The 15,280-nt window shown below is 36.7% G+C and carries 9 protein-coding genes; 4 read left to right on the top strand and 5 right to left on the bottom strand.

Annotated features, from left to right (window positions below; translation table 11 throughout):
* Nucleotides 1-4: 4 nt before the first annotated feature.
* The 4 genes from pheT to recG form a co-directional block, all read right to left on the bottom strand.
* The gene (pheT, locus tag V7M80_RS02440; protein WP_333693775.1) at nt 5-2,428 is read right to left on the bottom strand and encodes a phenylalanine--tRNA ligase subunit beta; all 2,424 of its coding nucleotides are present in this window, start codon (nt 2,426-2,428) and stop codon (nt 5-7) included.
* Nucleotides 2,429-2,543: 115 nt separating this feature from the next.
* The gene (locus V7M80_RS02435; protein WP_333693774.1) at nt 2,544-3,449 is read right to left on the bottom strand and encodes a hypothetical protein; all 906 of its coding nucleotides are present in this window, start codon (nt 3,447-3,449) and stop codon (nt 2,544-2,546) included.
* A gap of 371 nt (nt 3,450-3,820) precedes the next feature.
* A complete protein-coding gene (locus tag V7M80_RS02430) occupies nt 3,821-4,687 on the bottom strand; it encodes a bestrophin family protein (RefSeq protein ID WP_333693773.1) in 867 nt (288 codons plus the stop codon).
* A gap of 106 nt (nt 4,688-4,793) precedes the next feature.
* The gene (gene recG, locus V7M80_RS02425) at nt 4,794-6,899 is read right to left on the bottom strand and encodes an ATP-dependent DNA helicase RecG (protein ID WP_333693772.1); all 2,106 of its coding nucleotides are present in this window, start codon (nt 6,897-6,899) and stop codon (nt 4,794-4,796) included.
* A 267-nt stretch (nt 6,900-7,166) separates the two neighbouring features.
* Between recG and V7M80_RS02420 the strand changes: the two genes are divergently transcribed.
* Nucleotides 7,167-9,233, top strand: coding sequence for a M1 family metallopeptidase (locus V7M80_RS02420; protein ID WP_333693771.1), 2,067 nt, complete (start codon nt 7,167-7,169; stop codon nt 9,231-9,233).
* On the opposite strand, the gene V7M80_RS02415 is transcribed toward V7M80_RS02420, so the two are convergent.
* Nucleotides 9,230-9,754: a DUF7935 family protein gene (locus V7M80_RS02415; RefSeq protein ID WP_333693770.1), complete on the bottom strand. Its 525-nt coding sequence runs from the start codon at nt 9,752-9,754 to the stop codon at nt 9,230-9,232. The two genes, V7M80_RS02420 and V7M80_RS02415, sit on opposite strands and share 4 nt — an antisense overlap.
* Nucleotides 9,755-10,138: 384 nt before the next feature.
* On the opposite strand from V7M80_RS02415, the gene V7M80_RS02410 reads away from it, so the two are divergent.
* The 3 genes from V7M80_RS02410 to ligA all read left to right on the top strand — a co-directional run bounded on the left by V7M80_RS02410 (nt 10,139) and on the right by ligA (nt 15,174).
* On the top strand, nt 10,139-12,463 hold the full coding sequence (locus tag V7M80_RS02410) for an ATP-dependent helicase (RefSeq protein WP_333693769.1): 2,325 nt from the start codon (nt 10,139-10,141) through the stop codon (nt 12,461-12,463).
* Between the two features lie 200 nt (nt 12,464-12,663).
* Entirely contained in the window at nt 12,664-13,140 is a 477-nt protein-coding gene (locus tag V7M80_RS02405) for a DUF6495 family protein (protein WP_333693768.1), read from the top strand.
* 42 nt (nt 13,141-13,182) lie between these two features.
* Nucleotides 13,183-15,174 carry an NAD-dependent DNA ligase LigA gene (ligA, locus tag V7M80_RS02400; RefSeq protein ID WP_333693767.1) on the top strand — a complete coding sequence of 664 codons (1,992 nt, stop codon included), beginning with the start codon at nt 13,183-13,185 and terminating at the stop codon, nt 15,172-15,174.
* Nucleotides 15,175-15,280 lie beyond the last annotated feature (106 nt).

Here is a 15,280-nt window from a genome sequence, read left to right as displayed (position 1 = left end):
TTTGCTATCTTAGGGATGCTCCAAATTCTTTTTCAAAATTGTGTTGGAGTTTTGTCATTACTTTATCAATTTGCTCTTCGGTTAAGGTTTTGGTAGCATCTTGAATACTAAAACTCAGAGCATAAGATTTTTTCCCTTCCGGTAAGTTTTTTCCTTTGTAAACATCAAACAAACTGATTTCTTTTAATAAGTTTTTTTCGGTTGATCGTGCTACCGTGTACAAATTTTCAAAAGTAACCTGCTCGTCCAATAGTAAGGATAAATCTCTTTTCACTTCGGGATATTTCGGAATTTCTTGGAATTTGATTTTATTGGAAATCAATTTTAAGATTAAACTCCAATTAAAATCGGCATAAAAAACGTCCTGTTTGATATCAAAATGTTTTAAAATTGATTTTTTTACCGTTCCAAATTCCACCAAAATGTCATTACCTAAAGCTAGAGCTATACCTTCGTTAAATACATCATTGGTTACCGGTAAAGTTTGAATTTTAGTGAAAGAAAGTCGGTTTAAAACCGATTGAACATATCCTTTGAATAAAAAGAAATCACTCGTTTTTTGACCATTTGTTGTCCATGTTTCAGGTAGACGATTTCCAGAGATAAACATAGAAAAACGTTTGTTCTCTTCATAACCTGAAGGCATTTTGTGGTAAGTTTTTCCAAATTCAAATAATTTCAAATCTGTATTTCTTCGGTTTATATTATATGATACTGCTTCTAATCCGGAGAATAGCAACGACTGTCTCATAGCCGATAAATCGGTACTAAGCGGATTTAACATCAGAACATTAAATTCGTCTCTTAAATTTTGTGATAAACTCACATAGTCAGGAGTCGTAAGTGAGTTGGCCATCATTTCATGAAATCCTAACGAATTTAATTGAGCGGCTATAATATTTTGAACTTTATAATCTTCGGTTCGGGCAGAATTGGATACCGTAGCATTTAATTTTTTAGAAAATTGAATATTATTGTATCCGTAAACCCTCAGAATATCTTCAATTACATCAATTTCACGTTGTACATCAACCCGATAGGCCGGAATTGTTAAACCTAAGCCTGCATCTGAAACGCTATTGACTTTAATATCTAATGATACCAGAATTTTTTTCAAGGTTTCCTTCGGAATTTCTTGACCAATTATTTTGTATACTTTGTTAAAGTTTAAAACTACGGTATGATCTTCAATTTTCTTTTGATATATGTCTATAATGTCTGATGTGATTTCACCTCCGGCAATTTCTTTAATGAGAATAGCAGCTCTTTTTAAGGCATATTCTGTAATGGTAGGATCAATTCCTCTTTCAAATCTAAAAGAAGCATCGGTGCTGAGTCCGTGTCTTTTGGCCGTTTTTCGAATAGAAACCGGATTAAAATAGGCACTTTCTAAAAAGATTTGAGTTGTTTTTTCGGTAACACCAGATTCTTTTCCACCAAAAACACCGGCAATACAAAGAGGTCCTTTTTCATCACAAATCATTAAATCCTCTTCATGAAGCGTACGTTCAATATCATCTAAAGTTTTGAATTTTGTTCCTCCGGAAACGGTTTTAACCAATATTTTTCCATTTATTTTCGATGCATCAAAAGCATGCAAAGGCTGACCCAGCTCATGTAAAACGTAATTTGTAACATCAACAATATTGTTCTTTGGAGTTAATCCAATGGCTTTTAAGCGGTTTTGCAGCCAGTTTGGAGAAGGTTTTACTTCTACACCCGAAATAGTAAGGCCACAATATCTGGGGGCCAATTTGATGTCTTTTACTTCTACGTCAATTTTTAAAGTTCGTTTATCTACCCTAAAGGTTGTAACCGAGGGGGTAATGAGTTCGGGATTCAAGTTTCTTTGAACAAGTCCGGCTTTCAGATCGCGAGCTACGCCCCAATGCGACATCGCATCGGCACGATTGGGAGTAAGTCCAATTTCAAAAACTTCATCGTTTTCAATATTCATCACTTTTGAAAAAAGCATTCCGGGCTGAAGTGAAGAATCTAAAACTAGAATTCCATCATGACTTTCACCAATTCCTAATTCATCTTCGGCACAAATCATACCGTGACTTTCTTGTCCACGAATTTTACTTTTTTTGATTTGAAATTCGTTTCCTTCTTTATCATACAATGTGGTTCCAATTGTGGCAACCGGAACTTTTTGTCCCACTGCAACATTGGGTGCTCCACAAACAATTTGCACGATTTCACCAAATCCAATATCAACTGTGGTTACTTTGAGTCTATCTGCATCGGGGTGTTGGATACAGGTTTTTACTTCGCCTACAACAACTCCTTGTAGTCCTCCTTTAACAGATTCATATTTTTCAACAACTTCTACTTCCAATCCCAAGTCGGTAAGTAAAGCAGCAGTTTCTTCTGATGGTAAATCTAATTTGATAAATTGTTTAAGCCAGTTGTATGAGATTCGCATTTGGATTGTAAATTTTAAGTCGCAAATATACTATTTTAAATTTTTTTCGTCTACACATCTAGATACAAAAAAAGAGGGACAATGCCCTCTTTTAAAGTAATTTTAAGTTATATAATTATTCGCAGTGATTTGCGTCTATATATTCTCCAATAATTCCGGCGGCAGCACTAACATCTGATTTTAAGATTCCATTGTTAGATGCAGGTAATACAGATACTGTAGTTACATCTAATCCAGTGAAATAAGCCTCAATTAAAGCAGCTTGTGGAGCAACTCCAGCCTCAGCACCGGTTCCGCTTAATAATAAAGCTCCTAATTGGAAGAAACCTCTCATACCCGCGTCAGAACCTTGACCAGTATTTGCATCCCACTCGGCCATACCTTGTGCTTGTGTGTAAGTTATACCACCAATAGTTAACCCATTTGCCCAAAACTCAGAAGCACCGTTGTTGTATGCCCCATTAGCAAAGAAGAAACCTTGAGAGAAAGAACAATAGTCTTCTCTTGGACATCCTGGAGCAGGAATAAGTCCTGTATTACAAGAAGTTCCGGCTTTAATCCAGCTTAAAGCTCCTTGAGCAACATCATAACCCCTATCAAATTTGATAACGATTACCCAAGAAGTTCCAGAATTGGTGTTGAATTTAATGAAATTGGTTGTGTTAGCTTGAGGGTTACATCCTGTACCAGAACCTTCTGTTGGTGACATATCAGCAGGAGCTCCATTTACAGTAGCCCAAATGATATCGCTAAAAGTAGCACTTTCTTCACCACAGTTTTTCAAATCGATGATAAAGTGACTTAAATTTTTTGAGTTGGCTTTAGATTTTGTAATTGTATATGTCCACTCTGAACCATCGGCATTTTGAGTTACCGATATATTGTAATCTGCATAAGCACTTGTAGAATTTGAACTACCTTTGGGTCCTTTGTTACCTGTGTTGTCTCCAGTACTTACATCTTCATTACTACAACTAAACATTCCGAAAGAAAGTAAAGTTAATAAAAGAATTTTTTTCATTTTTTTAAAAAATTAAAATTGGTTAGATAATTGTTAATTTGTGGCATTTGTGGTATAAATTTGTTTTGATGTATCTATATTCACGTTACAAATTTAGAGTGAGTTTGTAGTGATTGCGAATAAAATCGATGAAATGCATACTTACTCGTTAACATGTTAAAAATGTTAAATTACCCGTTCCGTATTAATTTTTAAAAGGGTATAAAATAAGGTTTATCGGGGACTTTAAACTTTAAATCTAAGTTAGAAAATATTGAATTTAATAAGGTTATATTATTGATATACAGCAATTTAAAAAAATGTAGTCAAAGCTGAGTTTTTCGGTTTTTTATGTGTGCTTTTAATTGATTACTTCAATTTTTTTTGTAGAATTAATTCAATATTTCTGTACAATTTGTTCGAATCATATCGGCAATTTTATCCGTAGGAAGGTCATTCGCATCGCTACCAAACGGATCTTCGATTTCCTCGGCAATTAATTCCAAACTCGCCAAAACATAAAATATGAAAATGACAACCGGAATAACATAATATCCCAAACTGAAAACGTATCCAAAAGGCAATGTCATAACATAAAAAAAGATGAATTTTTTGATAAAAGCACTATAGGAATAGGGAATAGGTGTGTTTTTAATCCGTTCGCAAGCTCCACAAATTTCTGTAAAAGATTGTAGTTCGTTGTTGAGTATAATTAACTGGTCACCAGTGATTTTCTTTTTATCATACAAATCGTAGGTTTTTTGAAATAAAATATGAGCAATCTGATTCGGTTTATGTTTTTGTAAATCGATTTGTATATCAGAATCTTCAAATAATAAGGTTGCGGTATCTTCTTTTTTAAGGTGTTTGTTTAAAAACGAAGCATACATAGGAATAACCTTTTTGAAAAAGTTTTTATCCTCTTCTTCTTTTAAAATAACTTTAAGTTTAAGTGAAAAATTACGACTGCTGTTTACCAATGTACCCCAAAGTTTTCTCCCTTCCCACCATCTATCATAAGCCGTATTGGTTCTGAATACCAAAAGCAAGGAAATCACAAAACCCAACATGTTGTGCATGATCGTTATGTTTTTTACATAACTGTTTTGAGACAATTTCCAATATTCCATTTCCAAATACCCTATTCCATACGAATACAGTCCTATAAAAATCATCATCGGAATTAATTTCCGAAACGTATCTGATTTGTGAAATTTGAAAATAAAAGTAATCCAGTCTTTGGGGTTGTATTGAACCATTTTGGTGATTAGTAATTAGTGAATAGTGATTAGTAATTAGTCGAAAATTAGCAATAAATATAAACTTTTTTCTCAACCTGAAACCTGAAACCTGAAACTTGAAACTTCAACTTATATAATTCCAAATATTCTTCTTCTTGCTCATTTCCATAAATATCATTCGCAAGGTTTGGTGTTCCGGTAAGGCCATCGAAGGGTCTTTTTTCAACAGTTTTATCGCTTCATGTCGGGCTAATTGTAAAATATCACGGTCGCGAACCAAATCGGCGATTTGTAAATTCAACACACCACTTTGTTGCGTTCCCATAATATCACCTGGACCGCGAAGTTTTAAATCGACTTCGGCAATTTCAAATCCGTCATTGGTTTTACACATGGTTTCGAGTCGGATTTTGGAATCGTTACTCAGTTTGTGTCCGGTCATCAAAATACAATAGCTTTGCTCGGCACCGCGACCTACACGACCGCGAAGCTGGTGCAATTGCGACAAGCCGAATCGTTCTGCACTTTCAATAACCATCACACTTGCGTTTGGTACATTCACGCCCACTTCAATCACCGTAGTCGCTACCATTATATTGGTTTTTCCGGCTGCAAAACGTCGCATTTCTTCGTCTTTTTCCGCTGGTTTCATCTGTCCGTGAACAATGGAAACGCTGTACTGCGGCAACGGAAAATCTCTGGAAATACTTTCGTAACCGTCCATCAAATCTTTGTAATCCATTTTTTCACTTTCGTTGATTAAGGGATAAACAATATAAATTTGTCGCCCTTTCGCAATTTCGTCTTTCAAAAATTTCCACACTTTCAACCGATTCGAGTCATAACGATGCACGGTTTGAATGGGTTTTCTGCCCGGTGGCAATTCGTCAATTACCGAAATATCCAAATCGCCATACATACTCATCGCCAATGTTCTCGGAATTGGGGTCGCCGTCATGACCAAGACATGTGGCGGAATGTCATTTTTCTTCCATAATTTAGAACGCTGCTCCACACCAAATCGATGTTGTTCGTCAATAATCGCCAAGCCTAAATTGTGAAATTGTACTTTGTCTTCCAACAAAGCATGGGTACCGATTAAAATATGCAATTCTCCTCTTTCCAAAGCCTCATGAATGATTTTTCGTTCGGAAGTTTTGGTTGAACCCGTAAGTAATTTGATATTGATATTCAAATCTTTAGCCAATTCCGATAAACCGTTAAAATGTTGTGTAGCCAAAATTTCCGTTGGAGCCATCAAACAACTTTGGAATCCGTTGTCTAGTGCCATGAGCATGCACAATAACGCCACAATGGTTTTGCCGGAACCTACATCACCTTGCAACAAACGATTCATTTGGGCATTACTCCCTAAGTCGTTTCGAATTTCTTTAATCACTCTTTTTTGGGCATTGGTCAATTCAAACGGTAAATGATGTTGATAAAAGGTATTAAAATGTTCACCCACTTTTTCAAACGGATGTCCTTTGATTTTGTGCTTTCGTATGAGGTTTTTGGTGATGAGTTGGAGTTGAATAAAAAACAATTCTTCAAATTTTAATCGGAATTGAGCTTTGGCTAACAACTCCTGACTTTTCGGAAAATGAATATTGAACAACGCTGCATTTTTGGGAATCAACTTCAATTCCTCCAACAAATTGGGCGGTAATGATTCTGTAAAACGTGCTTGTGTTTCCACAAACAATTGCTGCATCATTTTGTTGATGGCTCGATTGGAAATGCCTTTTTGCGTCAGTTTTTCTGTGGAAGGATACACCGGTTGCATGGCCGAACGCAGACTTTGTTTGTGTTCTTCAAGCAATTCCAATTCGGGATGAGCCATGTTAAACTGACCGGAAAAGGGGGTGACTTTTCCAAACGCCACATACGGAGTGTTAAGTTTTAAACTTTCACGAATCCATTTTTGACCTTGAAACCAAACCAATTCCATTTCGCCGGTTTCATCTACAAAAGTAGCAACCAAGCGACCTCTTCCTTTGCTTTGTTCGATGGTTTTGAGGTGAATGATTTTGCCTATAATTTGTACTTCAGTATTGCCGGCTTGCAATTCGTTGATTTTGTAATACCGCGTTCTATCGATATACCTGTTGGGAAACAACGTCAATAAATCACCATAGCGGTGGATGTTGAGTTCCTTTCGCAGCATTTCGCCACGACTCGGACCCACGCCTTTGAGGTATTCGATTGATGTTTGTAGGATGTCGTTCAACTTTAAAAACTTCAAAAATCGTTAATCGTTAATCTTCAATTGTTAATTGATAACAACAAAGCGAAGATAGTTTTTTTGTGTTGTAACAAAAAATAGAAACGATTACATTTTTAAACCATTAAGAAATTAAGGTTCATTAAGATTTTTAATAATTTAGAACACTAAAAAATTTAAATCAATTTTCGATTGTCTGTTTTATTTACACTTAGTATGCGTTCCAAACTTTGTTTATCTTTGTTTACCATTGTGTAACTTTGTGAAACAACCATGCGATATATTTTCCTTTTCCTTTTTTCCATTTCGTTCGCTCAAGAAACCCAAAAAGTGGATTTCAAAATGGTGCAGGCAATCGTAGCTCCTAATTCTATTGAAAAATCCATTTCCGGAGAAGTGATTTATCAATTTGAAGTTTTAAAAGCAATTGACACCATCGCTATCGATGCCATCAAAATGGAGTTTACCAACGTAAAAATCAATGGTAAAGCTGTGAATTTTAAAAATTCAGGTAAAGCATTGCAACTGTTTGAAGGATTTAAAAAAGGGAAAAACAAACTGACATTCAACTATAAAGCTTTCCCTAAACAAACACTTTATTTTATTGGTGAAGGCAAAAATCTCCAAATATGGACGCAAGGGCAAGGCAAATACACCAGTCATTGGTTGCCCAGTTTTGATGATGTGAACGAAAAAGTGATTTTTAATTTGTCGGTTTCTTTTGATAATCAATTTACGGTTTTGTCTAATGGGAAATTAAAAAGCGTAAATGACAATTTCAATGACAAAAGCAAAATTTGGCATTATCAAATGTCCAAACCCATGTCTTCCTATTTAGTCATGATGGCTATCGGAAAATTTGAAAAACAAACTACTAAAACCAAATCCGGCACACCGTTAGAATTTTATTTGAATGAAAAAGATGCCGATAAATTTGAAACGACTTATCGCTACACCACACAAATTTTCGATTTTTTCGAACGGGAAATAGGGGTGATGTACCCTTGGGAAATCTACCGTCAAGTTCCGGTTCGGGATTTCTTGTATTCCGGAATGGAAAACACGACTTCTACCATTTTTGCTCAAGATTTTGTAGTGGATAAAATCGGGTTCAACGATAAAACGTATATCAATGTCAATGCTCATGAATTGGCTCACCAATGGTTTGGCAATCTTATTACGGCACAATCCGGCAAACACCATTGGTTGCAAGAAGGTTTTGCAACCTATTATGCTTTGTTAGCCGAAAAAGAACTTTTTGGCGACGACCATTTTAACTGGGAATTGTATGAAATGGCTGAGCGTTTGCAAAAAGCTTCCAAATCTGATACGATTCCGTTGCTGAATGAAAAAGCGAGTTCGCTCACCTTTTACCAAAAAGGAGCCTGGGCGTTGCATTTTCTTCGTGAACAAATTGGACCGGAAAACTTTCAAAAAGCGGTGGCAACGTATTTGAAAAAATACCGTTTTAAAAACGTCAATACGGATGATTTTTTAAACGAAGTAAAAGCCGTTTCTACTTTTGATACCGAAAATTTCAAACGCATTTGGTTGGAACAATCCGGTTTTGAAGTGGGACAAGCATTGGCTTTACTACGTAAAAATGCATTTATGCAATCGTATCTCGAATTGGTTGAAAAGCAATCACAACCTTTTGAAGTCAAAAAAGATTTGTTTGCTACAATTCTAAATAGCACTGCTTTTTATCCTTTAAAAGAAGAAGTCGTGTATCAGTTGGCCGAAGTTCCAATGGAAGAAAAAGAAAGTTTATTGCGTCAAGCTTTTGCAACAAAACAAATAAAAGTACGTCAAGCATTAGCCCGTATTATGGTTGAGATTCCAGCATCCTTGCAACCGGAATACGAATCACTTTTGTTGGATGAATCGTATATTACCAAAGAAATTGCTCTAGCTACTTTATGGAAATTATTTCCCGAAAAACAACCTGTTTATTTGAATCAATCCAAAGATTGGGTGGGGTTTAATGATAAAAATTTGCGAATACTTTGGCTGACCTTAGCTTTGATGACCGAAAATTACGAGAACGCCAACAAAGTCAATTTTTATGATGAATTGTTAGCCTACAGTATTCCAAATTATGAAAGTGGGGTGCGGCAAAATGCATTAACCAATTTGTTGTTTTTGAATCCGAATGATCAAAATATTCTCAAAAACTTAGTAAATGCTACCACGCATCACAAATGGCAATTTACACTCTTTGCCCGCAATCAAATAAGAGAATTACTCAAAACGGAACGCCACAAAAAATACTTTCAGGAACTTTTACCAAGTTTAAATGTGGCGGAGCAAATTCAATTGAGAAGGTTGCTGGAAAACTAACCCATCATCGCAATCACCTCCGATTTCAAATAACTAATGGCTACTAAACTCGGTGATTGTTTGTCTAGTAAATCGCTTAAAATTGTTTCCCGAAGTTTATGGGAAGAATCAATTTTATCACTCATAGCAGTTTTTCTAATATTTTGAATAATCGTGTTTTTGGCCGTTGTAATCACGGTCCAACAGTCTTCCGTTAAGTAAATTTGTTGGGTCAAATTGTGCTCAAATTCTTGTTCGATTTGATTGATTAAGAAATTTTCATAATCGTTTTTATCGTCCGAAAACGGAGCGATACGAATCAATAATTTAGAAGGATTCACACGTTCCAAAAACAAAACCATGCGTTCATAGGCTTGCAATCGCAAAGGCAAAGCTTCTTTTTTGGTTTCTTTTATCAACAAAAACCGACGTCTGTTTTCTTCGTTTTTGGTGTGCGTTTGAAAAAAATAAAAAGCCACACCACTTGTAATTAGGGCCGGTAAAGTGTACGCTAAAAGTTCAATTATTTTGTTGGTTTCCATAGTTTTAATATTTTTTTTTAGAAGCTTTTTCCCGCTTTACGTTCCAAAATTTTTCCACAACATCTTTTTTTCTAATGGTAAAAAAAGAGCTCCCTTTAGTCGCTTTTTTTCACCAAGAAAAAATAGAAGTTGCCAAAAAATGTTTTCCACTTCAATCGGGGCTAGAACGTTTAGTGCAAAAATAGAATTTTAGTTGATATTTATGTATTAATTTTTTTAAACCTGACAGGTTTTTAAAGCCTGTCAGGTTTAAAAGCGAATTGAATAGTAGTTGATAAATCGTAACAATTTTAATTGTAATAAATCAGAAGTAAACTTATTTTTGGACTTTGAACCTGACAGGTTTTTAAAACCTGTCAGGTTTAACTACGAACAGAAATTTATATGATACAAGAATATATCAATCAACTCAACGATGCTCAACGTGCACCGGTCCTTCAAAAAGACGGCCCAATGATTGTCATTGCTGGTGCCGGCTCTGGAAAAACGCGAGTGCTTACGATGCGAATTGCTTATTTGATGAGTTTGGGTGTAGATGCGTTTAACATTTTATCCCTCACATTTACCAATAAAGCCGCTCGTGAAATGAAAAAACGTATTGCGGATATAGTAGGAAACAACGAAGCCAAAAACCTTTGGATGGGAACCTTTCACTCCGTTTTTGCCAAAATTCTTCGCATAGAAGCAGATAAACTAGGCTATCCGAGTAATTTCACCATTTATGATACCCAAGACAGTGTGCGGTTGATTGGTGCCATCATCAAAGAAATGCAACTTGATAAGGATATTTACAAACCAAAGCAAGTGTTGGGCAGAATTTCCTCCTATAAAAACTCGCTAATCACCGTTAAAGCCTATTTCAACAATCCTGAATTGCAAGAGGCAGATGCCATGAGTAAAAAACCACGTTTGGGTGAAATTTATCACAACTATGTAGAACGTTGTTTCAAATCGGGAGCTATGGATTTTGACGATTTATTGCTTAAAACCAATGAGTTGCTGAGTCGTTTTCCGGATGTTTTGGCCAAATACCAAGACCGTTTTCGCTATATTTTGGTGGATGAGTACCAAGATACCAACCATTCGCAGTATTTGATTGTTCGGGCGTTGTCTGATCGTTTTCAAAACATTTGCGTGGTGGGTGATGATGCTCAAAGTATTTATGCGTTTCGGGGTGCCAACATCAACAACATTTTGAATTTTCAAAAAGACTATGCCGATGTGCAAACGTTTCGACTGGAACAAAATTACCGCTCTACCAAAAACATTGTAGAAGCAGCCAATTCCATCATCGATAAAAACAAAACCAAACTCGACAAAGTGGTTTGGACACACAACCAAGACGGACCCAAAATAAAAGTAAATCGCAGCATTACCGATGGGGAAGAAGGTCGTTTTGTGGCTTCTACCATCTTTGAAGAAAAGATGCGAAACCAAATGAAAAATGGCGAATTCGCTATTTTGTATCGCACCAACGCTCAATCCCGTGCGATGGAAGATGCCTTGCGAAAACGTGACATTCCTTACCGAATTTACGGCGGATTATCGTTTTACCAACGCAAAGAAATCAAAGATGTTTTGAGTTATTTGCGATTAATTATCAACCCAAAAGATGAAGAAGCATTGGTTAGGGTCATCAATTATCCCGCACGTGGAATTGGGGATTCCACCATTGAAAAATTAACGGTGGCGGCCAATCATTACAAGCGTTCCATCTTTGAAGTGATGGAAAATATTGATAAGATTGACCTCAAACTCAATTCTGGGACCAAGCAAAAATTGGAAGATTTTGTAATGATGATCAAAAGTTTTCAGGTCATCAACGAAAATCAAGACGCATTTTATTTGGCGGAACATGTGACGAAAAAAACCGGTTTGATTCAGGAATTGAAAAAAGATGGCACCCCCGAAGGCATTCAACGCATTGAAAATATTGAAGAATTGCTCAACGGTATCAAAGACTTTATCGAAGGGCAAAAAGAAATAGACGGTGCACGTGGAGCCTTATCAGAGTTTTTAGAAGATGTAGCTTTAGCAACCGATTTAGACAAGGACACAGGTGATGATGACCGTGTGGCATTAATGACCATTCACCTAGCGAAAGGATTGGAATTTCCAACGGTTTTTATCGTGGGAATGGAAGAAGATTTGTTTCCAAGTGCGATGAGTTTGAACACCCGAAGCGAATTGGAAGAAGAACGCCGTTTGTTTTATGTTGCCTTGACCCGTGCGGAACATCAAGCGTATTTAACTTACGCACAATCCCGTTACCGTTGGGGAAAATTAATGGATAGTGAACCTTCTCGTTTTATTGAAGAAATTGACGACCGATATCTGGAATACGTAAGTCCGGTTGAAACAGGTTATCGTTACAAACCGATGATTGACACCGACATTTTTGGAGATATCGATAAATCAAAATTGCGATTAGCAAAACCTACCAACGGAACGCCACCCAAACGATATGGTGATGAACCGACATCTACGATACGAAAATTAAAACCGGTTTCCGGTAATGCACCCAGTGTAAATAACTTGTTTGATTCCAAATTAATTCCCGGAAATATTGTGATGCACGAACGTTTCGGAAAAGGTGAAGTACTCAACTTAGAAGGCGTTGGAGCCGACAAAAAAGCCGAAATCAAATTTGAAGTGGGTGGAATTAAGAAGTTGTTGCTGCGTTTTGCGAAACTGGATGTGATTGGATAGATTTTGTTTTCAGTCGCAGTCGCAGTTTTCAGTGGATTATTTGTATAAAAATTATCGTTAGAAATGTAAAGTTAGTTATAATTTAACCGCAATAGATGCCACAAACTTGTCATCCCGACGCAGGAGGGATCTCATAATACAATGAAGAATATATAAACAAATTAGAAACCTTAGCACCTTAGTACCTCAGTACCTTAAAAATGAAATACATCCGTTTAACCAAAGAACAATTCGAAGCCCTACACCAAGAATTTGCTAATTTTTTAGCTACACAATCCATTGATAAAAAAGAATGGGATGAAATAAAAACCAACAAACCTGAAGTAGCCGAACAAGAACTCGATGTGTTTTCGGATTTGATTTGGGAAGGTGTTTTGGCACAAACGAAATATATAGAACATTTTTCAAAAAATCATATTTTTCTATTCCATTGTTTGGAAACCGAAGTAAAATCGATTGTTCTAAAAACCTTAGAACCCGAAGTTGATTTTATGACTTCCAAAGGTTTGGAATGGATGGTCAATAATTTATTTACCGATGCCATAGACATTCATGTGGGACGAAAAGAATACCAAGGCGAACGAAATGCCGCGATTTTTGACATCATCCAACAAGGTGCAATTTTAAGTGATGGCCAATTGTACCAACAAATTGATAACATCGTAAACGCAAAGTAACCTCAGTACCTTAGCCACTTAGAACATTAGCACTTATAAAAAATGAACGTCCAAACCAAAATTCAATCCCTTCGTGAAACTCTAAACCAACACAATTACAACTATTATGTGTTGGATAAACCTACCATTTCCGATTTTGAATTTGATCAGTTATTGAAAGAATTACAAGATTTGGAAAATCAACATCCGGAGTTTTTTGATGAAAATTCGCCAACGCAACGCGTAGGTGGGAGCATCACCAAAAATTTCAATACGGTGGTACACGAACATCGGATGTATTCGTTGGATAATTCCTATTCTACGGAAGATTTGATGGATTGGGAAGTTCGAATTCAAAAGATTTTGGGTAATGTGGAATTGGAATATACATGCGAATTAAAATACGACGGTGCTTCTATCAGCATCACCTATGAAGAAGGAAAATTGACAAAAGCAGTCACACGAGGCGATGGATTTCAAGGCGATGAAGTGACCAACAACATCAAAACCATTCGTTCGATTCCTTTGCAATTAAAGGGAAATTATCCACCAAAGTTTGATATTCGAGGCGAAATCATTTTGCCTTTTGCCGGATTTGAAAAAATGAATCAGGAATTGATTGAAATAGGTGAAACACCTTATTCCAATCCTAGAAATACTGCTTCCGGAAGTTTAAAATTGCAAGATAGTGCTGAAGTAGCGAAACGTCCTTTGGAGTGTTTGTTGTATTTTATTGTGGGGAATAATTTGCCGTTTCAAACACAATTTGAAGGCTTACAAGCCGCACGAGATTGGGGTTTTAAAGTGCCTGCTCAATCCAAATTGGCCAAAAACATGCAGGAAGTATTGGATTATATTGCCTATTGGGATGTACACCGCCACGATTTACCCTATGAAACCGATGGAGTTGTAATCAAAGTCAACAGTTTGCAACACCAAGACGAATTGGGTTATACCGCCAAATCACCTCGTTGGGCTATGGCCTATAAATTTAAGTCGGAGCAAGTTTCTACGCGACTAAATTCCATTTCCTATCAAGTGGGAAGAACGGGTGCGATTACTCCGGTGGCGAATTTAGAACCGGTGCAATTGGCAGGAACGATTGTGAAAAGAGCATCGTTGCACAATGCCGACCAAATTGAAAAATTAGACATTCGTATTGGCGATAAAGTTTTTGTAGAAAAAGGAGGAGAAATTATCCCCAAAATTATTGCGGTAGCCGAGCGTGGCAATGAAACCGAACCTACGCACTACATCACGCATTGTCCGGAATGTCAAACGAAATTGGAACGCAAAGAAGGAGAAGCCAATCATTACTGTCCGAATTTTTATGGTTGTCCGCCGCAAATTATTGGACGTATTCAGCATTACATCACTAGAAAAGCGATGGATATTGAAGGATTGGGAGGTGAAACAGTTGCTTTATTGTACAACAACGGATTGATAAAAAATTATGCCGATTTGTATGATTTAAAAATCGAGCAGATTCTTCCATTGGAGCGAATGGCTCAAAAAAGTGCGGAGAATTTGATTAACGGAATTGAAAAATCCAAAGAAGTTCCGTTTGAACGGGTATTGTATGCGTTAGGTATTCGGTACGTGGGTGAAACCGTTGCTAAAAAATTAGCCAAGCATTACAAAAACATTGATGCTATTGCCACCGCCAGTTTAATGGATTTGATTTTGGTGGATGAAATTGGAGATAAAATTGCTCAGAGCGTTATCGAGTTTTTTGAAAATCAAGACAATTGCCACACGATTGACCGATTGAAAACAGCCGGTGTACAAATGGCTATTGACGAATCGAAATCTACAGTGGTGAGTGCCATTTTGGAGGGAAAAACCTTTGTGGTATCGGGAGTTTTTGAAAAATTTTCGCGTGATGATTTAAAGAAAGCTATAGAAGACAACGGCGGAAAAGTAGGAAGTTCCATTTCAGCCAAAACCGATTATGTAGTTGCCGGTGCGAATATGGGACCAGCCAAATTGGAAAAAGCCAATCAATTGAAAATTCCGATCATTAGCGAAGATGATTTTTTGGGGATGATATCCTAGCCCGTATTGCAGCGGAAATCTTTGTACCGTTGCGGTTTAGTTTTTTCTTAAAAGCGGGAAGCGACCACCGGAAGCTCTCCCGATTTTTGTAGAAAAACAAACCGGA

It is taken from the genome of Flavobacterium sp. (genome assembly GCF_036759525.1).
Lineage (GTDB): Bacteria > Bacteroidota > Bacteroidia > Flavobacteriales > Flavobacteriaceae > Flavobacterium.
Note: the sequence above shows the minus strand (reverse complement) of the source record. Positions and strands in the feature narration are given on the sequence as shown.